Origin of the sequence: Marinobacter sp. F4216 (genome assembly GCF_019931195.1) — a bacterium.
GTDB lineage: Bacteria > Pseudomonadota > Gammaproteobacteria > Pseudomonadales > Oleiphilaceae > Marinobacter > Marinobacter suaedae.
Genome location: NZ_JAIOUO010000002.1, coordinates 634130 through 659635 on the forward strand (window position 1 = coordinate 634130; position 25506 = coordinate 659635).

A 25506-nucleotide genomic window follows, 5' to 3' on the forward strand; every position below is an offset into this window, starting at 1 on the left:
TTCTGTTGGTGCGTGTACCCGTTTACAGAGAAGGAATTGGGATTTAGCGAATGAAAATTACGATTTTTGGTACCGGTTACGTTGGCCTGGTGACGGGCGCGTGTCTGGCTGATGTTGGCCACGAAGTCCTGTGTATGGATGTGGACGAAGGCAAGATCCAGCGCCTGAAGAACGGGCAGATTCCCATTTATGAGCCGGGACTTGAGAGTATCGTCAGTCACACGGTCGAGGCTGGCCGCCTTTCTTTCACCACGGATGTGGAAGAGGCCGTCGCTCATGGGGTTTTGCAGTTTATTGCCGTAGGTACGCCCCCGGACGAGGATGGCTCCGCCGACCTTCAGTACGTGACCGCTGTAGCCCGATCCATTGGTCAGCATATGGATGACTACAAGGTCGTTATCGACAAGTCCACGGTGCCGGTCGGCACGGCGGACAAGGTTCGGGCGGCAGTCCAGGCTGAGCTTGACCAGCGAAAACTGGACCTGGATTTCGACGTGGTGTCCAACCCTGAATTTCTCAAGGAAGGCGCTGCCATCCAGGACTTCATGAAGCCTGACCGGATTGTGGTGGGTACCGACAGTGAAAAGGCTGCGGAGTTGCTTCGGGAAGTCTACTACCCGTTCAACCGCTCCCATGACCGGATGATCTTCATGGATATCCGCTCGGCCGAGCTGACCAAATACGCGGCCAATGCCATGCTGGCCACCAAAATCAGCTTTATGAACGAAATTGCCAACCTGGCGGAGCGCCTGGGTGCGGACGTCGAGGCAGTGCGTCAGGGTATCGGCTCGGATCCCCGCATTGGCTACCACTTCATTTACCCAGGCTGCGGGTACGGTGGATCGTGTTTTCCCAAGGACGTTCAGGCCCTGGCGAGAACGGCAGGCGACATTGGCTATGAGGCGAAGCTTCTGAATGCAGTCGAAGCCGTAAACTATGCCCAGAAACATGTGCTCTTCGACAAGATCAGTCACTATTTCCAGGGTGATCTGAAAGGTAAGGTTGTCGCCCTCTGGGGGCTGGCGTTCAAGCCGAATACGGATGACATGCGAGAAGCGTCGTCCAGAACGCTTATGGAAAACCTCTGGAAAGCGGGTGCCAGTGTTCAGGCGTTTGACCCGGAAGCCATGGAAGAAACCCAGCGGATCTATGGAGATCGCGACGGGCTCGTCTTGTGTGGTACCAAGGAGCAGGCGCTCAAGGGCGCGGATGTTCTGGTCATTTGCACGGAGTGGAAGGAATTCCGTTCGCCGGACTTTGAGCTTATCGCAACTGCGCTCAATGAGCCTGTTGTCTTTGATGGTCGAAATCTCTATGAGCCGGAAATGCTCGACCGTCACGACCTGATCTATTACGCCATCGGTCGTGGTGCCAATCAGTTCAGCCCGGAGTGATGATGGCTGGCGCCGATTTTCATCTCCATGACAGGTTGGCTGCGGATACAATCAGTCTCGGCCGCAGCCAGCTTTGTGACATCCGGTTGATGAATGATCGTACCTGGGCATGGGTCATCCTGGTGCCGGCGGTGGCTGGCATCCGGGAAATCTATGAGCTTTCGGAGCAACAGCAGCAGCGGTTGCTCCGGGAGTCATCCCTTCTCAGTCGCGGCATGATGGATGTTTTTTCCGGCGACAAGATGAATGTGGCGGCGCTGGGCAACATGGTGCCTCAGCTTCATCTGCACCATATCGTGCGTCATGAGAACGATCCGGCCTGGCCGGGGCCGGTGTGGGGTAAGCAGGCGCCGGTGCCGTACGCGAGTGCTGAGCTGGATCGCGTACGGGGCCTGCTGGCGCCGATTGTGACCAAGCTTCAGTAGGTCAGGGCAGCGAGATCAGTTTGGTTTCTTTTGGGCCAGGGTCTGTGCGCCTGTCAGAATCATCCGCAGCTCGATCTTGAGCTTTTCTTTCAGTTCCTCTTTTTCTTTTGCCGTCGCATCCAGCGCTTCAGCACCCTGGTTGAAAACCAGGGTAACCATGGCTTCTGCAGCTGCCCGCGCATCGGAGAGAGGTCGATTGCGCTCATCGGCGACGCGGGTTAAATCAACGGTCAGTTCCGTCACAAAGTGATCGATTTCGGCTTTTATGGCTGTGCGGAAAGGTTTCGAGACCCCCGTGCGCTCACGCAGCATGAGTCTGAAAAGGTTCGCATTGTTGCCCAGATACTCCATAAAGGTATCAACTGACGTGGATATGACACTGCCATTTCTTGCGATGCGCTTGCGGGCCTGTCGCATCAGTTGCCGCAAGGCGACACCTCCCTCGTCAACCAGGGCAAGACCCAGCTCATCCAGTTCGGTGAAATGACGATAGAACGATGTCGGTGCAATACCGGCTTCTCGCGCGACTTCCCGCAGGCTTAGACTGCCAAATCCGCGGTCGGCACTGAGCTGGGCCAGTGCAGCGTCCATGAGTGCCCGTCGGGTGCGTAATTTTTGTTCGGCTCGGGACGACAAAGTGGAACTCCGTTAACTGCTGTAAGGGGGCATTTTAGCCATCTGTCCGCAGTGAGTCACCTGCCCGCAAGGATGGGTAGAATCCCGCCTGATTTTCGGTGTCATTGTGTTTATAATGGGCCGCTTTTCCAGTAGGTGGTCGCCTTATTCTGCGGCCACGGCATTTTTCGAAGAGCAGGCCGCCGTCAATCTTTGCCTGCTAGAAACCAAGTACATATCAGACATAACGGGAACCGGTATGCGCAGTCATTATTGCGGTGGGATCAACGAATCCCACATCGATCAAGAAGTCACTCTTTGCGGATGGGTTCATCGCCGCCGCGATCATGGTGGCGTTATTTTCCTTGATCTGCGGGATCGGGATGGCCTGTCACAGGTGGTCGTGGACCCAGATACCCCGGAAAGCTTTGCGCTGGCGGAGAAAGTTCGCAGTGAGTTCGTGGTCAAGGTCACCGGTCGGGTGCGTCGTCGTCCTGCCGGTACCGAGAACAACAACATGCCGACCGGTCAGGTTGAATTGTTGGGCAAAGAGCTGGAAATTCTGAATGCGGCCGCCACGCCTCCTTTCCCGCTGGATGAGCACGTGGATGTCGGTGAAGATGTTCGCCTGCGCTATCGCTTCGTCGACCTGCGTCGTCCGGAGATGATCAATCGCCTGCGCTTCCGCTCGCGGATCACCAGCTATATCCGTAACTACCTGGATGCCAATGGCTTCATGGATGTGGAAACCCCAATTCTTACCCGGGCCACGCCAGAAGGCGCACGTGACTACCTGGTTCCCAGCCGGACTCACCAGGGTTCTTTCTTTGCGCTGCCCCAGTCTCCCCAGCTCTTCAAGCAGTTGCTGATGGTGTCGGGCGTTGATCGTTACTACCAGATTGCCAAGTGCTTCCGTGACGAGGACCTGCGGGCGGATCGTCAGCCGGAGTTCACCCAGGTCGACATCGAGGCATCGTTCATCGATGAAGCCTCCCTGATGGCGCTGAACGAAGACATGATTCGTTCTCTGTTCAAGGACGTGCTTGAGGTTGATCTTCCGGAGTTCCCCCGCATGCCCTACGCCGAGGCTATGGAGCGTTTTGGTAGCGACAAGCCGGACCTGCGTATTCCGCTGGAGCTGGTGGACGTGGGCGACCTCGTTGAAAGTGTGGATTTCAAGGTGTTTGCGGGGCCCGCTATCGACCCGAAAGGTCGTGTTGCTGCACTGCGCGTGCCCAAGGGCGGCGACCTGACCCGTAAGCAGATCGATGACTACACCAAATTCGTTGGCATCTACGGTGCCAAGGGGCTGGCTTATATCAAGGTCAATGACCTGTCGGCCGGTGTGGAAGGTCTGCAGTCTCCGATCGTCAAGTTCCTGGGCGATGACATTGCCATGGCGATCATGGAGCGTGTCGGTGCTGAGGACGGTGACATCGTGTTCTTCGGCGCGGATAAGGCTACGGTGGTTAATGAGGCGCTGGGTGCGCTTCGTGTGAAGCTGGGCCACGATCTCGGCATGCTCACCAGCGAGTGGGCACCGTTGTGGGTCGTGGACTTCCCGATGTTTGAAGAGACGCCGGATGGCGGCCTGACCGCTATCCACCATCCGTTTACCGCGCCTTCCTGCACGCCGGAAGAGCTGGAGGCGAACCCGGCTGGCTCTCTGTCCCGCGCCTACGACATGGTGCTGAACGGCACCGAGTTGGGCGGTGGCTCCATTCGTATCCACGACGAAACCATGCAGGAAACGGTGTTCCGTATCCTCGGCATTGGTGACGAAGAAGCCCGGGAGAAGTTTGGCTTCCTGCTGGACGCGCTCAAGTTCGGATGCCCGCCCCACGGTGGACTGGCCTTTGGTCTGGATCGTCTGGTGATGCTGATGACCGGTTCCAGCTCGATCCGGGACGTGATTGCTTTCCCGAAAACCCAGAGCGCCACATGCCTGATGACTCAGGCGCCGGGTGAAGTCGATGAAAAGCAGTTGCGTGAGCTGAATATCCGCCTGCGCAAGTCTGCCAAGCAGGCTGAAGGCAACAAGGCTGACGGCGAGTAAGTTCGGAAAGTGGTAATAGGCCGGGGTGTTTTTACACCCCGGCTCTACGAAGATGGAGGCGTTTCATGGCTGGTCACAGTAAATGGGCCAACATCAAACACCGCAAGGCAGCTCAGGATGCCAGGCGGGGCAAAATCTTCACAAAGATTATCCGGGAGCTGACCGTGGCCGCCCGGCAGGGTGGTGGCAACCCCGAAGACAATCCTCGTTTGCGGGCGGTGATCGATAAAGCGCTGAATGCAAACATGAAGAAAGACACCATCGAGCGTGCCGTCGAACGGGGTGCCGGTGGTGGCGACGACAGTGATTACGAAGAGCTGACGTACGAAGGGTATGGGCCCGGTGGGGTCGCCATATTCGTCGAGGCGATGACCGATAATAAAAACCGCACGGTGGCGGAAATCCGTCATGCCTTTAGCAAGATGGGGGGTAATCTTGGTACCGATGGCTCGGTTGCGTACCTGTTCACCAAGCAGGGGGTGATCAGTTACGGTCCGGATGTATCGGAAGACGCTCTGATGGAGGCGGCTCTCAGTGCCGGAGCTGAGGATCTGGCGGAACAGGGTGATGGTTCCTTTGAAATCGTTACCACGCCTGATCGATATATGGACGTGAAAGATGCCCTGGTCGAGTCCGGCTTCAAGCCAGATAACGCTGAGGTTACCTGGGTCCCGGCAACCCGGGTCGAGCTTGATCAGGATGGCTCTGAAGCCAACCTCCGGTTGATCGATATGCTCGAGGATCTGGATGACGTTCAAAGTGTCTACCACAACGCCGACATATCTGCCGATATCATGGAGTCACTTTAACGTGGCTGGGGAAGCAGTTTGGCCATTATTTTGGGCGTAGATCCCGGATCTCGAATTACCGGCTACGGCGTTATCCGCGCGGAGGGCCGGCGCATTGAATACATCGACAGTGGGTGTATTCGTGTCGGTGACAAGAACATGGCAGAGCGGCTCCAGGCTATTTTCCACAGTCTCGCCACGCTGATTGGAGAATATCGTCCCGACCAGTTTGCCATTGAGCAGGTATTCATGGCCCGGAATCCGGACTCTGCCCTCAAGCTGGGGCAGGCACGGGGGGCGGCCATAGTCAGTGCTGCTAACAGTGGATTGCCCGTTCATGAATACTCTGCCCGTCAGGTAAAGCAAGCGGTTGTGGGTAAGGGTGGGGCAGACAAGTCCCAGGTCCAGCACATGGTGCAGGCGCTATTGGGGCTGTCTAGAAAGCCCCAGGCGGATGCCGCCGATGCGTTGGCCATCGCGCTGTGTCATGCCCATATGAGTGCAGGAATCCTGCGAGTGGCCGGAGGCGAAGGCCGGGCGCGGGGTGGGCGAGTAAGACAACAATAAACCGCTCTGAAGAGCGACAGGAGATTCCCGTTGATCGGTCGTATTCGAGGAATTCTGGTAGAAAAAACACCTGGTCAGGCCCTGGTGGAGTGTTCCGGGCTGGGTTACGAAGTTGATATTCCCTACACCACCTTCTTTCACCTTCCTGACACTGGGCAGGAAGTCACGCTCCATACACACTTTGCCGTTCGCGAAGATGCGCAGAGTCTGTTTGGCTTCGCATCGCGACTGGATCGCGACCTCTTCCGGCTGCTGATCAAGGTCAATGGCGTCGGCCCGAAGCTGGCTGCGGGCATTCTGTCCGGGCTGGACGCCGATCAATTCATTCGTTGCGTGGAAGCACGGGACGTCAACGCGCTGGTCAAGTTGCCCGGAGTGGGCAAGAAAACGGCGGAGCGGCTTCTGATCGATATGGCGGATCGCATCAAGCAGCTTGAAGGACAGTTTGTGCCGTCCGCCGCGGGCGGTTTGCTTCCGGAAGGTGCTGTTAAGCCGGTTACTGGGTCGGTATCGGATGCCCGCGATGAAGCTGAATCGGCTCTGATTGCTCTGGGCTACAAGCCTCAGGAGGCTGCCAAGGCAATCACGCGCGTTGCGGAGGAGGGCATGTCTAGTGAAGATCTGATTCGCCTGGCACTCCGGAGCATGATTCCCACCAAGTAATCGTTTCTTGCTATGTCGCCTCTATGGTGCCAAACCTGTATAGAGCGTAACGTGACACCGGATGGACGGTTTGTACAATTGTCACAATAGGTTATCGTTCAGGTAAGCGCGAAAGCGGCGATTTTTGTTTTTATTCACTCGGGCAATCTCATGATCGAATCCGACCGACTGATTTCAGCGCAGGCCGGTGATTACGAAGCAGTACAGGATCGGGCGATTCGGCCCACTCTCCTGAACGAATACGTCGGACAGCCGACGGTGCGCGAACAGATGGATATTTTTATCTCTGCCGCTCGCACCCGTCAGGAAGCACTGGATCACGTGCTCATATTCGGTCCGCCGGGGCTGGGTAAAACCACCCTGGCGAACATCATTGCCAACGAAATGGGTGTGGCCATCAAGACCACGTCCGGGCCGGTGCTGGAGAAGGCCGGCGATCTTGCGGCCATGCTGACCAATCTCGAGGAAGGCGACGTCCTGTTTATCGACGAGATCCACCGGCTTAACGCGGCTGTAGAGGAAGTGTTGTATCCGGCCATGGAGGATTACCAGCTGGATATCATGATCGGTGAAGGGCCTGCTGCCCGTTCGATCAAGCTGGATCTGCCGCCCTTTACGCTGGTGGGAGCTACCACCCGGGCCGGCTTGCTGACGTCGCCTCTTCGGGATCGCTTTGGCATTGTTCAGCGGCTCGAATTCTACAATACCGCTGATCTGACCCATATCATCGAGCGTTCCGGGCGTTTGAGTTCCGTGGATATTGACCAGGCCGGTGCGTTCGAGATAGCGCGTCGTTCCCGAGGTACACCCCGAATTGCCAATCGACTGTTGCGGCGGGTCAGAGACTTTGCCGAGGTGCGAGCTGACGGGCACATTGGTGCCGAGGTGGCAGATCAGGCGTTGAACATGCTGAAAGTGGACAACGAAGGTTTCGATCACATGGATCGTCGCCTGTTGCTGGCCATGATTGAAAAGTTTGATGGCGGTCCCGTGGGCGTTGACAGCCTGGCCGCTGCCATCAGCGAGGAGCGGGGAACGATTGAAGACGTTCTGGAGCCATTCCTGATTCAGCAGGGATTCATGGTCCGAACTCCTCGTGGGCGGATGGTGACCTCCAGTGCGTACCAGCACTTTGGGGTTGTGCCGCCGAAATCTGGTTCGGGGGGCGAGCCTTTTGGTTGAAGAGGGTGTGACCAACGTCTTTGAGTTGCCTCTGCGTGTCTATATAGAAGACACCGACGCAGGAGGTATTGTGTTTCATGCCAAGTACCTGCATTACATGGAACGCGCAAGAACCGAATGGGTTCGTAGTTGTGGAGTCGGGCTGCGGGCAGGGCTGGCAGAGAACATCAGCTATGTGGTCAGTCAGATGAATATTCGTTATGCCAGGCCCGCACGACTGGATGACCAGTTGCTGGTCACGTCTGAGCCCGTGGGTTATGGGCGGGCCTGGATGGATCTGCGCCAGGAAGTCCTGATGGCGGAAGACAGGCAGCTGCTTTGCGCGGCCGATGTACGGGTGGCCTGTGTGGCGCTGGACACGGGTAGGCCCCGGCGCTTTCCTGAAAGTATGCAGCACATGCTGAAAAAACACATTCAGATCGAACAATAAGCCAGGAGCAGAAGGTGGAATCGGAAGTTTCAGTCTGGTATCTCATTGCCAACGCCGGCGTACTGGTGCAGCTCGTTATGTTGCTGCTCGCGCTGGCATCAATCATTTCCTGGGCGCTCATTTTTCAGCGCATCAAGGTATTCCGTCAGGCCAAGCAGTCACAGTATGAGTTTGAAGAGCGGTTCTGGTCCGGTATGGATTTGGGCCAGTTGTACCGGGAGGTCAGTGCCGAACCGACCCCGTTCTCTGGTATGGAATCCGTGTTTCGTGCGGGATTCAAGGAGTTTTCCCGGCTTCGCCAGCAGAGCCGTGATCCGGATGCCGTGATGGAAGGCGCGCAACGGGCTATGCGCGTGGCGTTCTCCCGGGAACAGGAGCGTTTGGAAACTCACCTTCCGTTTTTAGCAACCGTTGGTTCAACCAGCCCCTATGTTGGGCTGTTCGGCACCGTCTGGGGCATCATGAATTCGTTTCGTGGTCTCGCCCAGGTTCAGCAGGCGACACTGGCGACCGTTGCGCCCGGTATCTCGGAGGCGTTGATTGCGACTGCAATGGGCCTGTTTGCCGCGATCCCCGCGGTCATTGCCTACAACCGTTTCTCGGCCATGGCCGATGCGCTGCTCAAGAACTACGAAACCTTCGCGGAAGAGTTTTCCAGCATTTTGCATCGCCGGGTCCACAGTAGCGATGCAAGCGGTGTATAAGTGATTGATTCCGATATGTTCCCCGAGGTGACGCGATGAAAGGCATGGGAATGATGCCGCAGCATCGGCGCAAACCGATGTCGGAGATTAACGTCGTACCCTATATCGACGTGATGCTGGTGCTCCTGATTATCTTCATGGTGACGGCGCCCATGTTGACCCAGGGCGTGAAGGTGGAGTTGCCTGAAACAACCTCTGAGCCAATCCAGGCCGACAAAGATGTCGAGTCCATTGTGGTGTCTGTTGATACCAATGGGGCGTATTACATGGAAATCGGGGACCAGGGCAGTGACCCGATGTCGTTACCGGAAATCCGCGAGCAAATCACGAAAATCCTGTCCCAGCGCGCCAACAGTGAGGTCTTGGTGCGTGGAGACGAGCATGTGGAATACGGGGTTGTGGTTCGGCTCATGGCTGAATTACAGGCGGCAGGTGCTTCGAGTGTGGGGCTGATTACCGAAGCTCCCGCCATGGACAAGTGATGCAGGCGCAGACAGGAACGTTGTGATAGGCCACGAACGCGAAGACATCAGCACGGGGCATGCGCCATGGAAATCGCCGATAGCGTTTTCGGTCGGGCTTCATGCGCTCATTATAGGTGTAGCTCTGGCCGGGTGGTCCTGGACCAGCCCTGAACAGGAGCCGCCGCCCCGGAGTATTTCCGCGCGCCTGATTACTCAGCAGCAACCAATTCCCAGCGAGATTGTGGAACCTGTGGAGCAGGTTGATCGTGAGCAGGAACACAAGCTTGAAGAGCAAAAGCGCCGGGATGAGCAGAAGCGTCAGGAAGAAGCCCGTCGACAAGCCGAGGCTGAGAAAAAGCGACAGGAAGAAGCCGCCCGCAAGGAGGCTGAACGTAAAAAACAGGAAGCTGAGCGTCGAAAGCGCGAGGAAGAGGCTGCGCGGGCCAAAGAGGCCGCGCGGCTAAAGGCCGAAGCGGAAGCCAAGGAGCGGGAACGTCGAAAGGCCGAGGAAGAAAAACGCAAAGAAGAGGCTCGCCGTAAAGCCGAGGAAGAAAAGCGGCGCCAGGAAGAGCAGCGGCGTCGCGAAGAAGAGGCTCGGCGAAAGGAAGCGGAACGAAAGCGCGAGGAAGCAGAACGTCGGCTGAAAGAACAGCAGTTGGAAGCATTGGCGGAGCAAGCCCGGAAGGCTGAGGAAGCCGAGGCTCGTCGACAGGCAGAGGCAGCAGCGGCACGAGCCAAAGAGGCGCAGATGCTGACCGAGGCCGAGAAATACCGGGCCCTGATTTATGAGAGGGTCAGGCGCGAGTGGTACAAGCCATCCTCGGCCACAGAGGGGCTGAAGACCACTCTGAGCATTACGCTGTTGCCAACAGGCGAGTTGGCTAACGTGCGGATGGTTGGCAGCAGCGGAAATGCTGCTTTTGATAATACGGCATTGAGCGCGGCCCGCGCTGTTGGGCGATATCCGGTCCCTGATGATCGGCAGACATTTGAACAATATTTTCGTCAGTTCACCCTGGAATTCACCCCGGGCGGATTGCAATAAGGAACGGACGGCTCTATGAGACAACGGATCTGGAAAGCATCGTTACGCGGCATCGCTACTGTCGCATGCCTGATCCTGCTGGGCGCCAGCGTGGCTCGGGCGGAACTGGTCATTCGTATCACCGAAGGGGCTGACGCCGCGATTCCGATTGCGGTGGTGCCATTTGCAGAAAGCAGCGCTTTTCCGCCGGGCGATAAAGTCAGCAGCATCGTTCAGGACGATCTCGCCATGAGTGGCGAATTCAAGCCATTGGCGCCGTCCCAGATGCTCAGCCTGCCGTCCAAGCGTGCCGAGGTGTTTTTCCGGGACTGGCGTTTGCTTGGCCAACGCTATGTTCTGGTGGGTGAACTCACCCGCCAGGCCGATCGGGTGAATGCCCGATACGAATTGTTCGATGTGAGTACCGAGGAACGCCTGCTGGGCCGCACGAGTTCAGCCTCCCTGTCCAACATCCGTTCCCTGGCTCATGCCATCAGCGACCAGGTATACCAGGCGATCACCGGCGTACCCGGTGCTTTTTCCACCAAGTTGGCGTATATCACGCTTGAATCGATTAATGGGCAGCCCCGGTATCGCTTGCAAGTGAGCGATGTCGACGGCAAGCGGGCGTCTGTCCGCCTCGAGAGCCGGGAGCCGATTCTGTCACCGGCCTGGTCGCCGGACGGCAAGAAGCTGGCCTATGTATCCTTTGAGACCGGTAAGCCGGCGATCTTTGTCCACGAACTGGCGACTGGCCAGCGTACCCGTATTGCCGACTTTCCGGGTCTTAATTCAGCCCCGGCCTGGTCCGATGACGGGCGTTCGCTGCTGATGACACTGTCAAAGGATGGCAACGCGGAAATCTACCGAATGGATCTGGCCAGCCGGCAGCTGTCCAAGGTAACCAATCATTGGGCCATTGACACCGAGCCCAGCTGGGATGCCAGCGGCAGGGGAATGTTTTTCACCTCAGACCGTTCCGGTGGCCCGCAGATTTACTACATGGAGCGTCTTGATGCTGCGCCCAGACGTATCACTTTTGGTAGTCGCTATAACGCTCGTCCACGGCCGGACAGTAGCGGACGATACGTGTACTATGTTCACCAACGTGACAGGGCGTTCCATATTGCACGAACCAATTTAGAAACTGGTGAGGAGACCGTTCTGACCAGAACAGAATCCGACGAATCCCCAAGCGTTTCCCCGAACGGACGTATGCTGATCTACGCCACAAAGCAAGGTGGTAGCAGCGTGCTCACCGTTATTTCTGCGGACGGCGGTGCAGCTTACAGCTTGCCCGCGTCGGAGGGCGATGTGCGTGAGCCCGCGTGGGGGCCGCTGGTGCGGTAGCAGGCCGAAAACGTCTGCCAATTGATTCATTCATAAAGTTAACCAACCGAAAGGAAAGCACTATGAAGTTGTCAGCCCAATCAAAGGCTTTTGCAGTTATGTTGTCTGTCGGCCTCTTCGCCGGATGTAGCTCCACTGGTGACACAGCTGATGGAGGTGAGTACGGCTCTGACGTGGCGGCAATTGATCAGGATGGCGGCGCTACCGTATACGGTGGCGGCGAGGATGGCGGCATTTCTTCTTCCGCGATGACCGAAGAAGAGCGCCTGGCTGCCGAGCAGCAGGCCCAGCAGGAAGCGCTGCGTGAAATTACCACATTCTACTTCGACTTCGACACGGCTGAAATCAAGCCGGAAGCTCGTGATGTTCTGGTGGCCCATGCCCGTTTCCTGGCATCCAACCCGGGTCAGCAGGTTCGTCTGGAAGGCCACGCGGATGAGCGCGGCACCAAGGAATACAACCTGGCACTGGGTGAGCGTCGTGCCAACGCGGTTCAGCGTTTCCTGATCGTGAACGGCGCTTCGCGTGGCCAGATCGAAACCGTCAGCTATGGTGAAGAAAAGCCAGCTGTTATGGGTTCCAGCGAAAGTTCCTGGGCTCAGAACCGTCGTGTGGAGCTGGTGTTTGAATAAGATCTCCTGATGACAGGTATGTCCATGAGAAAGACGCTCATGGCGACAGTGGTACTCCCGTTTGCCCTGGGGCAGACGGGAGTGGCTCTGGCGCAATCTACTCCCTCTTTTCAGAGCGGCAACTCGGCGGCCCAGGGTAATGCGGTCAACAATCAGGGTTCTGCCGAACTGTTCTACATGATTCAGCAGCTGCAGGAAGAGGTTCGTCGGCTACGAGGTGAAGTCGAGGAGCAGCGGTACCAGATTGACCGTCTGCAAAAGCAGGGGCGGGATCGATATATCGACCTGGACCAGCGAATCCTGAGCTTGTCAGAGAAACTCGCGGAGCAGCCATCTGCGCCGGCATCGGCCGGTTCGTCAGCAGGCTCTGGAGCACCGGTGATCGAAGCCAGGGAATACCGGCAGCCTGATGCGGAAGAGCGTGAGGCCTATGCTGAGATTCAGGATTTGATCCGGAACCATAAAAACTACGATGAGGCCATCACGCAGATTTACGGGTTCATCGATACTTATCCAGAAGGCGATTTAACCGTAAACGCCTATTATTGGCTGGGTGAGGTTTACCTGGTGAAACCGCAGCTCGAACAGGCCAAGCAAGCATTTACCATCGTCGCGACGCGCTACCCGGATCACAGGAAAGCTCCCGATGCTCTTTACAAGCTCGGTGTGACCCTGGACAAACTGGGAGAGGCAGAGCAGGCCAGAGTGCGGATGCAGACTGTGATAGACAGTTATCCGGATAGCAGTGCGGCCGATTTGGCTCGGAAATTCCTTGGCGCTGAGGCAGGCTGAGCCGTCGTGAAAAAAATGTTGAGAAACTTTCGAAATGGGGGTTGATCAACACAAAAAAATCATTACTATATGCGCCTCGCTTGGGTCGTTAGCTCAGTTGGTAGAGCAGTTGGCTTTTAACCAATTGGTCGATGGTTCGAATCCATCACGACCCACCATATTTAAGTCTGGAAGCGATACCCCGTGTTCGCTTTCGGTCAGATCAGGATGAGCACTGGTCACCGTTTACGGGTCGTTAGCTCAGTTGGTAGAGCAGTTGGCTTTTAACCAATTGGTCGATGGTTCGAATCCATCACGACCCACCAATACCGGATCTCTCCAATTTTAGAGATCCGTTGAAAAAAGAGCCTCCGGGCTCTTTTTTTTTGCGTATAAGTTCCCAAGTAGGTTTTTAGGTGCCCCGTGAATGTTTCCATTGCGGGGTTGAGTGATTCATGAAAACCGGGCCTGAAATGGTATAATCCGGCAATAGTGAACAACACAGAGACGCAGTAATGACACAAGCCGAAGACCGCATTCTAGTCCAGGAGCATCTCGCCCACGCAGCGGAGCCAAAGCCGCTGAGTGCTGACGAGAAGGCGGAGCTTATTGCGAAGATAAAAGCCGCGCTGAAAGAAAAGGACGCGGTTCTGGTTGCGCATTACTACACAGATCCCGAGCTACAGCAGCTGGCTGAGGAAACCGGCGGCTGCGTCGCTGACTCCCTGGAAATGGCCCGCTTTGGAAACGAGCATCCCGCTTCTACCGTGGTCGTCGCGGGCGTTCGCTTTATGGGTGAGACCGCGAAGATCCTGAATCCTGAAAAAACCGTACTGATGCCGACACTGGAGGCGACCTGTTCCCTCGACGTAGGCTGTCCTGCGGATGAGTTTTCAGAATTCTGCGATCAGCACCCGGATCGGACCGTGGTGGTGTATGCCAACACCTCGGCTGCTGTGAAGGCGCGGGCTGACTGGGTGGTAACGTCAAGTTGTGCTCAGGCTATTGTTGAGTGCCTCGATGCGCGCGGTGAGAAGATTCTGTGGGCTCCTGACAAGCATCTTGGTCATTACGTTCAGAAGACAACCGGTGCCGACATGCTGTTGTGGGATGGCTCCTGCATTGTCCACGAGGAGTTCAAGTATCGTGGGCTTGAGGATCTGAAAGCCTTGTATCCTGACGCGGCGGTCCTGGTTCATCCCGAATCGCCTGACGCGGTTGTGGAAATGGCGGATGTGGTTGGTTCTACGTCCCAGCTCATTCACGCCGTTCAGACACTTCCCAATGACAAGTTCATTGTCGCGACCGATAACGGCATTTTCTACAAGATGCAGCAGTTGGCGCCCAACAAGACCCTGCTGGAGGCTCCGACCGCTGGAAATGGTGCCACGTGTCGCAGCTGTGCTCATTGCCCGTGGATGGCCATGAATGGTCTCGAGAACCTCCTGCACGTTCTGGAAACGGGCGATCAGGAAGTTTTTGTGGATGACTCGCTTCGCGAACGGGCGCTCAGGCCCCTGCGGCGCATGCTGGATTTCACGGCCAACATGAATCTTAAGGCCGCTGGCAACGCCTGAGGCTGCTAACCGCTTCGATTGGCGTTCAGGCGTCGGGTAATGTCGGCCAGCCTCTCAGTGACGATTTGCCGCTCAGGAGAGCCGGCTGGAAGTTTTTCCTGGGCCTGTCTCAGTTGTCGTTGAGCGGACTCCAGATCCCCCATCAGCGCTTCGTATTCGGCTCGCGCCCGGTGAACCCCCACCACGTTGCGAGCCATACCCTCCGCATCGGCGAGTTTCAGCCACAGGTGTTCCTGGCCTGGTAAATCCCGGGTCAGGCTCTGGAGCAGTCGGGCGGCTTGTTTGCCGCTTCCGTCTGCGAGTTCGGTCTCGGCCAGCTGGTAGGTGATCGGGTAGTTGCCAGGATTCCGGTCAAGCGCGCTTCGTAGCAGGGCCCTGGCTTCGGCCATTTTCTCTTCACTGAGCAGCGCTTCTGCCAGGGTTACTGTGTAGGTGATGCTCTCTGGTTGCTGTGTGAGCAGGTCCCTCAGAATCTCAATCGCTTTCCCAGCCTGGTTGTTGCGCTGATAGGCAACGGCGAGGCCGTAGCGAGCGACATCGTTCCGTGTTTCTGTAGTCTGTGCCAGGTAAGCCTCGAAGGTGTCCACCGCTAACTGTGGAGAGGATGCGTACCTTACCTGCAGGCGGCTGCGTATCAGGTGGTATTCCTGATCATCCCGGATGCGTTCTTCAGGATACTGTTCGGCCCTGTTGCGCGTGTCGGCTACCCGGCTCTGGCTCAGGGGGTGGGTCGACAGGTATTCGGGGATCTGGTTGCCCTGAAGCCGGTTTTCACGCATCAGGATTTCAAACATTTCGGGCATGCCCCGGGGGTCGAGGCCTGCATTGGCAAGAATCTCGAGCCCGACACGGTCGGCTTCCTGCTCATGCGCGCGGCTATAGGCCAACATGTTTTGAATTGCCAAGGCCTGGGAGCCGGCGATGGCGGCAATGCCGATGTCAGATTGCGTGGCGGCAGACAGTATGATGCCTGCAATCATGCCAGCCATGGCCAGTGGTGCGCTGGCTTCCTGTTGTTCCATCCGGCGCGCGAAGTGTCGCTGGCTCAGATGGGCAAGTTCGTGCGCAAGCACCGACGCAAACTGCTGCTCCGTTCCCGCGCTCAGGAACAGCCCCCCGTTGACGCCGACAATTCCTCCCGGCACGGCAAACGCATTGATCCCCGCATTGTCGATGAGTGTCAGGGTGAGGTCCCGGTTCTGAAGCGGGGCTGATGGCACCAGGCGGTATACTATGTTGGTCAGGTAGTCATACACCAGCGGGTCGGTGATTCTCGGTGTCGACCGTCGTATCGAGGTCATCACCTGCCGGCCGATATCGGATTCGAGCTTGTCCGAGATCAGTCCGCCACCAGCGCCGCCGATGGTGGGGAGCGGATTTTCCTGGGCCTTCGCGGCATCGAAAGGCAGAGTGAGCATGAGAGCCAGACTTGCCGCTGGCACCAGGCTGGATCGCAGGCTTTTCTTTCGGATCATGTACAGCAAAGCGTCCTCGGTTCCGGTGGCCCTAGTGACAGGAATAATTGACAAAAAGTTCGGTGTCGTCGATTAAAAACTATTGTAGTGAAATACATTACCACTCTCGGCATAATGCCTGCATGAATGTTTTTACACTGATATCAGGCAAGGTGTTTCCGTTTTATGGCTGATCGCACGTTGGATGCATCAGGGCTTCAGTGTCCGATGCCTCTGTTGAAAACCAAGTTGGAGCTCAACGCCATGGTCGCGGGAGAGGAGTTGGAGGTGGTTGCCACAGACTCCGGCTCGGCTCGCGACATCCCTGCGTTTATTGAGCTGTCCCGTCACTCTCTGGTGAGCAGCAGTGAGGGTGGGGGAAAGTACCGGTTTGTCATCAAGTGCGGCGGATAGGGCTTCGGAGACACATATGATTAACGTATTACGGGGTCTTGCTCACAAATATTTTTCGGATGAAGAGGCTGTCATCCTGTTCCTGATCCTGGTGATAGGAACGGTGTTTGTGATCTGGTTTGGCGCCATGCTGGCGCCAGCGATTGCCTCGCTCATCATCGCATTCATTCTTCAGGGGCTGGTGACCAAACTGATCAAGCTGGGTGTTCCCGAACTGGTCGCCATTCTCAGTGTTTTCTTTGTTTTCCTCGGAGTTCTGGTCGGATTCATTTTTGGCCTGCTGCCGCTTATCTGGACGCAGGTCAGTAATCTTGCTGGTGAAACTCCCCGAATCATTCGGGAAATGCAGTCCTATATGGAACTGCTTCCGGATGAGTATCCCCATCTGATTTCGGCCGAGGCGGTTAACACGGTCTATCAGCAGGTATCGACCGAGGTCGGTCACATGACCCAATGGTTGGTCTCGTTCTCGCTCTCCAGTATCCCGGATCTCGTAGCACTTTTGATCTACATGGTCCTGGTGCCGATCCTTGTGTTCTTCTTCCTGAAAGACCGGGAGGTACTGCTGGGCGCCGTCGGCAAACTGCTTCCCCAGCAACGACCCATGATGTTTCGGATCTGGCATGAGGTGAACCTTCAGTGTGCCAATTACGTCCGGGGTAAGGCGGTTGAAATCCTTATTGTCGGCATAGCGACGTATGTGGCGTTCAAGTTCCTTGGAATGCCCTATGCCGCGCTGTTGTCACTTTTGGTAGGGCTGAGTGTGGTGATTCCCTACATTGGCGCAGCGGTGGTAACCATACCGGTAGCGATGATCGCATTGTTTGCATTCGGCTGGGGGAGCCATTTTATCTGGGTGATGGTGGTTTATGGGGTGATTCAGGGGTTGGATGGTAACGTGCTGGTCCCGATCCTGTTTTCTGAGGTGAATAATCTTCACCCGGTAGCCATTATCGTGGCGGTTTTGTTTTTTGGTGGTATCTGGGGCTTGTGGGGGGTGTTCTTTGCCATTCCACTGGCGACTATGCTCAAGGCGGTGTTTGCTGCCTGGCCGGTGAAGGAATTTGTACCCCCACCGGAGCCAAAGCACTCATAACGGAGAGTCAGAGCGTCTTGGCGGCTTCCAGCACTTCGTCAGCATGGCCTTTTACTTTGACGCTACGCCAGACGTTTCGAAGCAAGCCGTCGCCGTCGATCAGGAAAGTGCTGCGGTCGATGCCGAGATACTCTTTGCCGTACAGTTTTTTGAGTTTGATGACATCAAACAGCTTGCAGAGAGTCTCGTCCTTGTCTGAAATCAGGTGGAATGGAAAGTCATGCTTGGCTCTGAAATTTTCATGGGCACGAAGTCCATCTCTGGAGGCACCCAGAATGTCAGTGTTAAGCTCGGCAAACGCATCCATTCGGTCCCGAAAGTCCTGGCCTTCGGTGGTACATCCGGGGGTGTTGTCTTTCGGGTAGAAATACAGGACCAAATTTTTGCCGCGGAAGTCGGACAGTCGAATCGTCTGGTTTCCTGTGGCCTGGGCTTCAAAGTCTGGTACGGGTTTTCCCAGTTCAACGGATGACATGACTTCTCCTTGAATTCCCTTGTGTCAGTTCGAGCCCAACATTACCATATCGCTTTTATTGAGACGGAGCTTTTATGATTACGGGTAGCCTTGTTGCACTGGTCACGCCCATGCATCCGAACGGTGAGATTCACTGGGAGGAGTTGGACAAACTGGTGGACTTTCATATCGAAAACGGCACCCATGGCATCGTGGCTGTGGGCACCACAGGTGAATCTGCAACCCTGGACCCTAAAGAACATTGTCAGACCATTGGCCACATCATAAAACGTGTCAATAAACGCATCCCGGTGATTGCCGGTACCGGTGGTAACAGTACCCGTGAGGCAATCGAGTTGACGACCGAGGCTCACAAGCTGGGTGCAGATGCCTGCTTGCTGGTTGTGCCGTACTACAACAAGCCAACCCAGGAAGGTTTGTACCAGCATTTCAAAGCCATTGCAGAGGCCGTTCCGGGCATCAGCCAGATGCTCTATAACGTGCCGGGGCGCACGGCCTGCGACATGCTCAACGAGACGGTGTTGCGTCTTGCTGATATCCCCAACATTGTTGGAATCAAGGACGCGACTGGCAATATTCCTCGTGGGATCGAGTTAATCGAGGCCCTCGACGGACGTCTTGCTGTCTACTCGGGCGACGATGCGACCGCTGCTGAACTGATGCTGGCCGGTGCCAAGGGTAATGTTTCCGTTACCGCCAATGTGGCACCGAGAGGCATGGCTGATCTGTGCGAAGCGGCGATCGCGGGTAATCGCGAAGAGACCGAGCGACTCAACGAGTTGCTGATGCCGCTGAACCGGAAGCTGTTCCTTGAGGCCAACCCGATTCCCGTTAAGTGGGCGCTTGGACGAATGGGGATGATAAGCGAAGGTATTCGTTTGCCTCTGACACCGCTCAGTGAAAAATTTCACAGTGAGGTGGAGGACGCGATGAGAGCCTCTGGCGCCCTCTGAGCTCACTGTACTAGCCCTTTATCTCCGGAGTAACTTGATGTCGGTTCTTTCTGGAACCCGTAACAACCTATTGTCGAAATCCCGGACACTGGCTTCCGGGATGCTGCTCACCAGTGTCGCACTTTCTGGTTGCGGTCTGATGGATGACCGCTCTGAACGCTACGTCGATGCCCGAGAACTGCCTCCTCTGGAAGTGCCTGAGGGGGCGGATTCATCCCGCATAAGTCAGGCAATGCCCATTCGGGATATCAATGTTGCCGATGCCAGCAAATTCTACCCCGCCGAAATTCCCGAGCCACCCGATATGACGTCGGAAATCCTTGAGGAAAATTATGTGGTGGAAGAGTTGGACGGGCAGGCCTGGCTGCTGGTGAATGACGTTCCCGGACGCCTGTGGCCGGCGACCAATGCCTACATGATTGACCGTGGGTTGGGTATTAGCGGTGATAACCCGAAGCAGGGGCTTATTCAGAGCGATCTGCTTAACTTCAGTAAGCGAGCCCGGGATCTGGCGGAATTGCCCGAAGAGGCTGTGCAGGAAGAGGCCAGGGTTGTACTGCAGGTCATGATGTCGCCCGGGGTGCGCCGTAAAACCACGGAAATTCAGGTACGCAAGCTGGAAGTTGGTGACGAGGCCGTGTTGAAGCCCTGGTCAGGGAATGAGGTGCCTTCGCCCGACGAATTGGCCTTCCAGAAGCGTCTGTTGGCAGATATGGCGGAGTTCCTGCAGGGCAGGGACGAACAGAAATCGTTTTCCCGGGCGGCTTCCGGGATTGTCAGCCAACCGCTGGTGAAACTTGTGTCGGAAGAGGATCAGGCGGTTGCCATCCGGCTGGACCTGGACTTTGGTCGGTCGTGGGCTGAGATCCGCCGGGCACTGACAGAGGCCGGTATTGCTGTGGTTGACCTGAACCGGAGCGAAGGCTGGTTCCACGTCGATTTTCGGACAGAAGAGGAGCGTGACTCTGGCTGGTTCGACTGGTTCGGAGACGACAGTCAGCCGCAACATACTCACACGTTGCGTCTTGAGGAATCGCCCGAGGTTGTCACCTTGACGGCTGAGCAGGAAGCGAGCTTCGACGGGGATCGAAACGCTTCGGATCTTCTGGGCGAACTGTTCGAATACCTTTACTAGATTCAGCTACTGCGTGCCCGTAACCAATTCGGAGCACTGGAGATTTCGATGGAAAAGCGCGAAGAGCTATACGCCGGCAAGGCCAAGTCTGTTTTCAAGACCGATGATCCGAACCTGTTCGTACTCGAATTCCGGGACGATACGTCTGCCTTTGACGGCGAAAAGAAAGAACAACTTCAACGGAAGGGCATGGTGAACAACAAGTTCAACGCCTTCATCATGGAAAAGCTGGAAGCGGCCGGGATCCCGACGCATTTCGAGGGTCTTCTTTCGGACACCGAATCCCTGGTCAAGAACCTGGATATGATCCCCGTCGAGTGTGTAGTGCGGAATGTCTCGGCAGGCAGCCTTTGCCGTCGACTGGGGGTGGAGGAAGGTAAAGAGCTGACGCCTCCTACGTTCGAACTGTTCCTCAAGAATGATGCACTGCATGACCCGATGGTGAATGAATCTCTGGCGGTCAGTTTTGGCTGGGCGAGCGCCGATGAACTCGCTCGTATGAAGGAATTGACCTACAAAGTGAACGACGTGCTCAAGGCCCTGTTTGATGAGGCTGGCATGTTGCTGGTGGATTACAAACTGGAGTTTGGCCGCAGCAATGGCGCCGTTGTGCTTGGGGATGAATTCAGCCCGGATGGCTGTCGGATTTGGGACAAGGAAACCAGGAAGAAAATGGACAAGGATCGTTTTCGCCAGGGATTGGGAGAAGTCATTGAAACCTACGAGGAAGTCGGAGGCCGTCTGGGCATTCAATTCGACTGATCCTCAGTCCAAATAAAAAGCGAAAAGGGTGTGCTATGCGTAAGTTGATGGTAGTGGCGGCAGGAACTGCTCTCCTGGCGCCTCATCAGGTCCATGCGGACGTTGTCGGACTTGGCGCAAATGTAAGCTACTGGGATTCTGGTCTTTCGGGTCAGGCTGCCAGTGGTAACGATCTGGTTGATGTCGAAAATGATCTCAACCTTGAGAGTGATTCCAACGCAAATACCTCTCTGTACCTGGAACATCCAATTCCTGTTCTGCCTAACGTGCGGCTGAACTACACTTTGGTACAGCTTGATGGGCGTGGCAGCCTGAGCTCCAATTTTGATGGTATCGATATCGGAGTCGGTGGTGCTGACGTCAGGTCCGAGCTTGATCTCGAGCAGTTGGATCTGACGTTGTATTACGAGGTCCTGGACAACTGGGTGAACCTTGATCTTGGTATTACTGCGCGGGACCTGTCAGGTGAGTTGATCGTTCAGCAGGTGGCTGGCGCAAGTGTCAGTGAAACCAAGGTGGATGCGGTCGTACCCATGGGTTACCTTGCAGGACGTTTTGAACTGCCGTTGACCGGTGTTTCTGTTGGTGCAGAGGGCAACTTCATCAGCTTCGACGGCGACTCGGTGCATGATTTCAACGCCTATGGTCAGTACGAAATCTCGGTGCTTCAGTTGAGAGCCGGCTACCGCCAGATGGCAATCGACTATGAAGACGACAGCGACAGGCTGGACGTGGAGCTGGACGGGCCGTTTATCAGCGCCGGTGTAGCTTTCTAAGGAGAGGAAAACGGTGAAGATTCTCGTTACTGGAACAGCGGGATTTATTGGCTCACACCTGGCACACCGGTTGCTCGACCGGGGTGACGAGGTGATCGGTGTCGATAACGTCAACGATTATTACGATGTTAGCCTGAAAGAGGCTCGACTGGCGCGTCTGACATGCCGGTCGGGTTTCACCGAGGTACGGCAGGATGTGGCGGATCGAAGTGCCATGGAAGCCCTGTTTGTGGAACACAAGCCGGAGCGGGTGGTGCATCTCGCTGCCCAGGCCGGTGTCCGCTACTCCCTCGAGAATCCTCACGCTTATATTGACGCCAACCTTGTGGGGTTCATGAATATCCTGGAAGGTTGTCGTCACCATGATGTCAAGCATCTGGTGTATGCGTCGAGCAGCTCCGTATACGGTGCCAACGAGGCCATGCCTTTTTCGGTGCATGACAACGTGGATCACCCGCTCAGTCTCTATGCCGCGTCCAAGAAGGCCAATGAGTTGATGGCGCACACGTACAGCCATCTCTACAACCTGCCCACCACTGGCCTGCGCTTCTTTACAGTGTACGGTCCCTGGGGACGGCCTGACATGGCCCTGTTCATCTTCACCAAGAAGATTCTTGCCGGTGAGCCCATTGACGTGTTCAACCACGGCCACCACAAGCGGGATTTCACCTATATCGACGATATCGTGGAAGGGGTGATCCGAACGCTGGATCATGTCGCTGAGCCCAACGCAGAGTGGTCTGGTGAAACACCGGATCCGGGCACCTCAAAGGCGCCTTACCGGCTTTACAACATTGGCAGCAACAATCCGGTCGAACTGTCCCGTTTTATCGAGATTATTGAGGAGCGAGTCGGCAAGAGGGCCGAGAAAAACCTTTTGCCGATGCAGCCGGGCGATGTGCCGGCTACTTACGCCAATGTCGATGACCTGATCTCTGACGTGGGCTACAAGCCCGACACATCGGTTGAAGAAGGCATTGCGAAGTTCGTCGACTGGTATCGTGACTTCTACCAAGTTTAACTCCTCTGGAGCTTGTCCTCAAGCGTCGTTGGAGCTGCCGATATCACCGGGTAGTTCCAGCGTCATCCGCCTTCTTGTCAACGGGCAATCGAACTCCAGAAAGCGTGCGGTCAGTTGCAAAGAGCAGCTGGCCGGCTTGCCATACAGGCGGTCGCCAATAATTGGATGGCCAAGGTGGGCGAGGTGCTTTCTGATCTGGTGTTTTCTGCCTGTTTCAATATCCACGCTGACCAGCGTCGAGTGATCTGGCTCGCTGTATGAGAGCGTGTTGATAACACTGATCGCTTCCTTGCCATCGATGGGCTGTTTGACCCGAAGATTCTCGGCGTCGAGTTTACCGATCACCTGAGCCTCATATCGCTTGGTCATCTGCCGGCCAGAAAAGAGCTGGGACAGGGCACCGGCAGCTTTTGTGTCATGGGCAATGAGCATCAACCCGGCAGCGTCGGCGTCCAGTCGGTGGATCAGGTGGCAGTCTCGCTGGAGTTCTTGTTCTGCCCATCTAAGCAGGCTGCAATGGTCCCCCCATTGTGAGCCCTGGGACAGCATGCCGTGGGGCTTGAACCATGCCGAATAGCGCTTGAAGTCGGCAATGAGCTGTGCCGGTGGAGGGGTTCTTGCTAGAACCGTGTCATCGTAGTACAGCTCCAGCCGTGTCCCGGTTTTCACCTCGCGCTTGGCCTTGCGCAGACGAACCCGCTTGCCTTTCTGTGTCCACCAACAGGCGCCTTTGGCCATGGCGTCCTTGATGCGCTGCTTGGGGAGGTCGGAGGCTTCGCTGAGTGCGTCGACGGCTGTCTGAGGGCGCTCTGCGGTGAGGTCGATGATTGTTCTCATAGGCAGGTTCCGGAAAATGGCCGGACATAAAAAAAGCCAGTTCCTACGTCTTCCGTAAGTAACTGACTTTAATTCAGGGATTGGTAGGACCACCCAGATTCGAACTGGGGACCTCTACCATGTCAAGGTAGCGCTCTAACCAACTGAGCTATGGTCCTATCCCGTAACGGGGACGCACTATACTGATTCTCCATTTTTCGGTCAACAAATTTTTTGGGCTGGTACTTGTGTGCCATGGCTGTACGTGTCACTCCGTGCTCAGACGTTGGTAAAACCGGGATTTGGTGCCCCGGCAGCTGGTCTCATATTCGTCTGGCGCTTTCATGGGTTCCCTGTTATGGAGGCGGGTGAGGTTACATTTGTTCTGGAATTCAGTATCTTGTGGTACTGAGGTTGGGTGAGTCACTGGGCCTTCCCGAATTCAGAACTCCTGCACACAGTGAGACGTCAGTTATGCGGTATCTGCAAACGTTCAATCGTCGCCTTCGCCAGGTTCGGGAAACTGGCCGGCTCTCCCATTGGGATGTGGCGCAATTGTGCGGCGTAGACGAGGCGCGGGTGAAAAGCTGGGAGGCCTCGGACGCCCGGCAGAGAAGTTATCCAGGCGTGACGGAGTTGCTGGATTTTTGCATCAAGACAGAAACGCCGCTGGAGGAGTTGCTGGACCTGGAAGAGCCGGGCGGAGATGGTCAGCTTGAGCTGCCCGGTCTGGCATTCAGCAACAGTGACGACCTGTTTGAGGCACTCAAGGAGCTAGAACAGGAGATCAAGCGGGTTCAGCTGACGGATGAAGAGTACGATCTGGTGCGCCGGTTCCGTCATGCTTCCAACAAGAGCCGGCGCCAAGTAATGCAGGCACTGGGGCGCTAGGCGCGCCCTCAGGAATTATTTTCCTTTCTTGTACACGTTCTCGTAAACGTAGTTCGTGGCCTCCACAAAACCATCGATACTTCCGCAGTCAAACCGACGTCCTTTGAACTGATACGCCAGTACGCAGCCATTCTGCGCCTGATGGAGCAGAGCGTCGGTAATCTGTACTTCGCCGTTCTTGCCGGGCGGGGTCTGTTCGATGATTTCGAAAATGTCCGGAGTCAGGATGTAGCGGCCAATGATGGCGAGGTTGCTGGGAGCGTCTTCGGGTGCTGGTTTTTCGACCATGTCGGTAATGCGGTAGAGACCGTCCTTCATCGGCTCACCGGCAATCACACCGTATTTGTGGGTCTCGTCTTCGGGAACTTCTTCGATCGCCACGATGGAGCAGCGGAACTGGTTGTAGAGCTTGACCATCTGGGCCAGGACGCCGTCATCCCCCTCAGGTCCCATGCAGAAGTCGTCTGCCAGTACCACGGCGAAGGGGTTGTCCCCGATCAGGTTGCGCCCGGTGAGGATTGCATGCCCCAGGCCTTTCATTTCGTTCTGCCGGGTGAAGGCAAACGAACTGTGGTTGATCAGATCGCGAATGGAGGTCAGGAGGTCTTCTTTGCCCGAGCCAGCAATCTGGTGCTCCAGCTCGTAGCTGATGTCGAAGTGGTCCTCAATTGCCCGCTTGCCGCGGCCGGTCACAAATCCAAATTCATGGATGCCCGCCTCCGAGGCTTCTTCAACGCCGTATTGCACCAGCGGCTTGTTCACAATCGGCAGTATTTCCTTGGGCATGGCCTTGGTGGCTGGTAGGAAGCGTGTACCGTAGCCGGCCACGGGAAACAGGCACTTTTTAATCATTTGGATATCCTTTTTTTCCTTGTCAGTCAGGGCGCCAAACGCGCGGCTTACTGAGATTTATTCACGAACTGTGCCGAGTGTAGCCAAGTTGGTTCCGGATGTGGACAGTTGAAGCTTTCCATGTCGAAAAGTGGCTAAATTTTGCCCAAATAATTCCAAGTTAATCAAATTGTTATTTTTGGAAAGCAGCTCTGGTTTTGCGGCCTCCCAGCCAATAAA

At 56.1% G+C, this 25506-nt stretch carries 28 protein-coding genes and 3 tRNA genes; 25 read left to right on the forward strand and 6 right to left on the reverse strand.

The window, feature by feature from the left end; genetic code table 11:
• The first annotated feature begins 50 nt into the window (after nt 1-50).
• Both K8I84_RS03430 and K8I84_RS03435 read left to right on the forward strand, forming a co-directional pair.
• Nucleotides 51-1394 carry a UDP-glucose dehydrogenase family protein gene (locus tag K8I84_RS03430; protein ID WP_223793312.1) on the forward strand — a complete coding sequence of 448 codons (1344 nt, stop codon included), beginning with the start codon at nt 51-53 and terminating at the stop codon, nt 1392-1394.
• Nucleotides 1395-1396: 2 nt separating this feature from the next.
• Nucleotides 1397-1819: an HIT domain-containing protein gene (locus K8I84_RS03435; protein WP_223793313.1), complete on the forward strand. Its 423-nt coding sequence runs from the start codon at nt 1397-1399 to the stop codon at nt 1817-1819.
• A gap of 15 nt (nt 1820-1834) precedes the next feature.
• Here K8I84_RS03435 and fabR read toward each other — a convergent pair whose 3' ends face one another.
• A complete protein-coding gene (fabR, locus tag K8I84_RS03440; RefSeq protein WP_223793314.1) occupies nt 1835-2455 on the reverse strand; it encodes an HTH-type transcriptional repressor FabR in 621 nt (206 codons plus the stop codon).
• A 238-nt stretch (nt 2456-2693) separates the two neighbouring features.
• Between fabR and aspS the strand changes: the two genes are divergently transcribed.
• The 15 genes from aspS to nadA all read left to right on the forward strand — a co-directional run bounded on the left by aspS (nt 2694) and on the right by nadA (nt 14642).
• Entirely contained in the window at nt 2694-4490 is a 1797-nt protein-coding gene (gene aspS, locus K8I84_RS03445; RefSeq protein ID WP_223793315.1) for an aspartate--tRNA ligase, read from the forward strand.
• A 65-nt stretch (nt 4491-4555) separates the two neighbouring features.
• Nucleotides 4556-5299 carry a YebC/PmpR family DNA-binding transcriptional regulator gene (locus K8I84_RS03450; RefSeq protein WP_223793316.1) on the forward strand — a complete coding sequence of 248 codons (744 nt, stop codon included), beginning with the start codon at nt 4556-4558 and terminating at the stop codon, nt 5297-5299.
• A gap of 18 nt (nt 5300-5317) precedes the next feature.
• Nucleotides 5318-5845, forward strand: coding sequence for a crossover junction endodeoxyribonuclease RuvC (gene ruvC / locus K8I84_RS03455; RefSeq protein ID WP_223793317.1), 528 nt, complete (start codon nt 5318-5320; stop codon nt 5843-5845).
• Between the two features lie 30 nt (nt 5846-5875).
• Complete coding sequence (gene ruvA / locus K8I84_RS03460) at nt 5876-6508, forward strand: Holliday junction branch migration protein RuvA (RefSeq protein WP_223793318.1); 633 nt, start codon at nt 5876-5878, stop codon at nt 6506-6508.
• Between the two features lie 150 nt (nt 6509-6658).
• Complete coding sequence (ruvB, locus tag K8I84_RS03465) at nt 6659-7690, forward strand: Holliday junction branch migration DNA helicase RuvB (RefSeq protein ID WP_223793319.1); 1032 nt, start codon at nt 6659-6661, stop codon at nt 7688-7690.
• A gap of 7 nt (nt 7691-7697) precedes the next feature.
• On the forward strand, nt 7698-8120 hold the full coding sequence (ybgC, locus tag K8I84_RS03470) for a tol-pal system-associated acyl-CoA thioesterase (protein WP_223793320.1): 423 nt from the start codon (nt 7698-7700) through the stop codon (nt 8118-8120).
• 14 nt (nt 8121-8134) lie between these two features.
• On the forward strand, nt 8135-8824 hold the full coding sequence (gene tolQ / locus K8I84_RS03475; protein ID WP_223793321.1) for a protein TolQ: 690 nt from the start codon (nt 8135-8137) through the stop codon (nt 8822-8824).
• 35 nt (nt 8825-8859) lie between these two features.
• Complete coding sequence (gene tolR, locus K8I84_RS03480; protein ID WP_223793322.1) at nt 8860-9306, forward strand: protein TolR; 447 nt, start codon at nt 8860-8862, stop codon at nt 9304-9306.
• Between the two features lie 22 nt (nt 9307-9328).
• A complete protein-coding gene (gene tolA, locus K8I84_RS03485; RefSeq protein WP_223793323.1) occupies nt 9329-10333 on the forward strand; it encodes a cell envelope integrity protein TolA in 1005 nt (334 codons plus the stop codon).
• 15 nt (nt 10334-10348) lie between these two features.
• The gene (gene tolB, locus K8I84_RS03490) at nt 10349-11662 is read left to right on the forward strand and encodes a Tol-Pal system beta propeller repeat protein TolB (RefSeq protein ID WP_223793324.1); all 1314 of its coding nucleotides are present in this window, start codon (nt 10349-10351) and stop codon (nt 11660-11662) included.
• A gap of 62 nt (nt 11663-11724) precedes the next feature.
• Nucleotides 11725-12294, forward strand: a complete 570-nt coding sequence (pal, locus tag K8I84_RS03495; protein ID WP_223793325.1) for a peptidoglycan-associated lipoprotein Pal — start codon at nt 11725-11727, stop codon at nt 12292-12294.
• Nucleotides 12295-12318: 24 nt separating this feature from the next.
• Nucleotides 12319-13086 carry a tol-pal system protein YbgF gene (ybgF, locus tag K8I84_RS03500; protein ID WP_223793326.1) on the forward strand — a complete coding sequence of 256 codons (768 nt, stop codon included), beginning with the start codon at nt 12319-12321 and terminating at the stop codon, nt 13084-13086.
• 82 nt (nt 13087-13168) lie between these two features.
• A tRNA-Lys gene (locus tag K8I84_RS03505) sits at nt 13169-13244 on the forward strand.
• 71 nt (nt 13245-13315) lie between these two features.
• A tRNA-Lys gene (locus tag K8I84_RS03510) sits at nt 13316-13391 on the forward strand.
• A gap of 189 nt (nt 13392-13580) precedes the next feature.
• Complete coding sequence (gene nadA, locus K8I84_RS03515; RefSeq protein ID WP_223793327.1) at nt 13581-14642, forward strand: quinolinate synthase NadA; 1062 nt, start codon at nt 13581-13583, stop codon at nt 14640-14642.
• 5 nt (nt 14643-14647) lie between these two features.
• Here nadA and K8I84_RS03520 read toward each other — a convergent pair whose 3' ends face one another.
• Complete coding sequence (locus tag K8I84_RS03520) at nt 14648-16117, reverse strand: M48 family metalloprotease (RefSeq protein ID WP_223793328.1); 1470 nt, start codon at nt 16115-16117, stop codon at nt 14648-14650.
• A 165-nt stretch (nt 16118-16282) separates the two neighbouring features.
• On the opposite strand from K8I84_RS03520, the gene K8I84_RS03525 reads away from it, so the two are divergent.
• Both K8I84_RS03525 and K8I84_RS03530 read left to right on the forward strand, forming a co-directional pair.
• Nucleotides 16283-16510 carry a sulfurtransferase TusA family protein gene (locus K8I84_RS03525; RefSeq protein WP_223793329.1) on the forward strand — a complete coding sequence of 76 codons (228 nt, stop codon included), beginning with the start codon at nt 16283-16285 and terminating at the stop codon, nt 16508-16510.
• Between the two features lie 16 nt (nt 16511-16526).
• Nucleotides 16527-17606: an AI-2E family transporter gene (locus tag K8I84_RS03530; protein WP_223793330.1), complete on the forward strand. Its 1080-nt coding sequence runs from the start codon at nt 16527-16529 to the stop codon at nt 17604-17606.
• Between the two features lie 7 nt (nt 17607-17613).
• On the opposite strand, the gene K8I84_RS03535 is transcribed toward K8I84_RS03530, so the two are convergent.
• The gene (locus K8I84_RS03535; protein ID WP_223793331.1) at nt 17614-18081 is read right to left on the reverse strand and encodes a peroxiredoxin; all 468 of its coding nucleotides are present in this window, start codon (nt 18079-18081) and stop codon (nt 17614-17616) included.
• A gap of 74 nt (nt 18082-18155) precedes the next feature.
• Between K8I84_RS03535 and dapA the strand changes: the two genes are divergently transcribed.
• From dapA to K8I84_RS03560, 5 genes are read left to right on the forward strand one after another with little or no spacing between them, the layout of a single operon-like run.
• The gene (gene dapA / locus K8I84_RS03540; RefSeq protein ID WP_223793332.1) at nt 18156-19034 is read left to right on the forward strand and encodes a 4-hydroxy-tetrahydrodipicolinate synthase; all 879 of its coding nucleotides are present in this window, start codon (nt 18156-18158) and stop codon (nt 19032-19034) included.
• A 37-nt stretch (nt 19035-19071) separates the two neighbouring features.
• Entirely contained in the window at nt 19072-20169 is a 1098-nt protein-coding gene (bamC, locus tag K8I84_RS03545; protein WP_223793333.1) for an outer membrane protein assembly factor BamC, read from the forward strand.
• 48 nt (nt 20170-20217) lie between these two features.
• Nucleotides 20218-20931 (forward strand): phosphoribosylaminoimidazolesuccinocarboxamide synthase, encoded by a 714-nt coding sequence (purC, locus tag K8I84_RS03550; protein ID WP_223793334.1) that lies wholly within the window; start codon nt 20218-20220, stop codon nt 20929-20931.
• A 35-nt stretch (nt 20932-20966) separates the two neighbouring features.
• On the forward strand, nt 20967-21707 hold the full coding sequence (locus K8I84_RS03555; RefSeq protein WP_223793335.1) for a TIGR04219 family outer membrane beta-barrel protein: 741 nt from the start codon (nt 20967-20969) through the stop codon (nt 21705-21707).
• A gap of 13 nt (nt 21708-21720) precedes the next feature.
• Nucleotides 21721-22728, forward strand: coding sequence for an NAD-dependent epimerase (locus K8I84_RS03560; protein ID WP_223793336.1), 1008 nt, complete (start codon nt 21721-21723; stop codon nt 22726-22728).
• Nucleotides 22729-22746: 18 nt separating this feature from the next.
• On the opposite strand, the gene K8I84_RS03565 is transcribed toward K8I84_RS03560, so the two are convergent.
• Both K8I84_RS03565 and K8I84_RS03570 read right to left on the reverse strand, forming a co-directional pair.
• Nucleotides 22747-23565: an RluA family pseudouridine synthase gene (locus K8I84_RS03565; protein WP_223793337.1), complete on the reverse strand. Its 819-nt coding sequence runs from the start codon at nt 23563-23565 to the stop codon at nt 22747-22749.
• A gap of 81 nt (nt 23566-23646) precedes the next feature.
• A tRNA-Val gene (locus K8I84_RS03570) sits at nt 23647-23723 on the reverse strand.
• Between the two features lie 295 nt (nt 23724-24018).
• On the opposite strand from K8I84_RS03570, the gene K8I84_RS03575 reads away from it, so the two are divergent.
• Nucleotides 24019-24435 (forward strand): XRE family transcriptional regulator, encoded by a 417-nt coding sequence (locus K8I84_RS03575; protein ID WP_223793338.1) that lies wholly within the window; start codon nt 24019-24021, stop codon nt 24433-24435.
• A gap of 15 nt (nt 24436-24450) precedes the next feature.
• Here the strand turns inward: K8I84_RS03575 and galU are convergent, their stop codons facing one another.
• Complete coding sequence (galU, locus tag K8I84_RS03580; RefSeq protein ID WP_223793339.1) at nt 24451-25287, reverse strand: UTP--glucose-1-phosphate uridylyltransferase GalU; 837 nt, start codon at nt 25285-25287, stop codon at nt 24451-24453.
• Nucleotides 25288-25506: the final 219 nt, after the last annotated feature.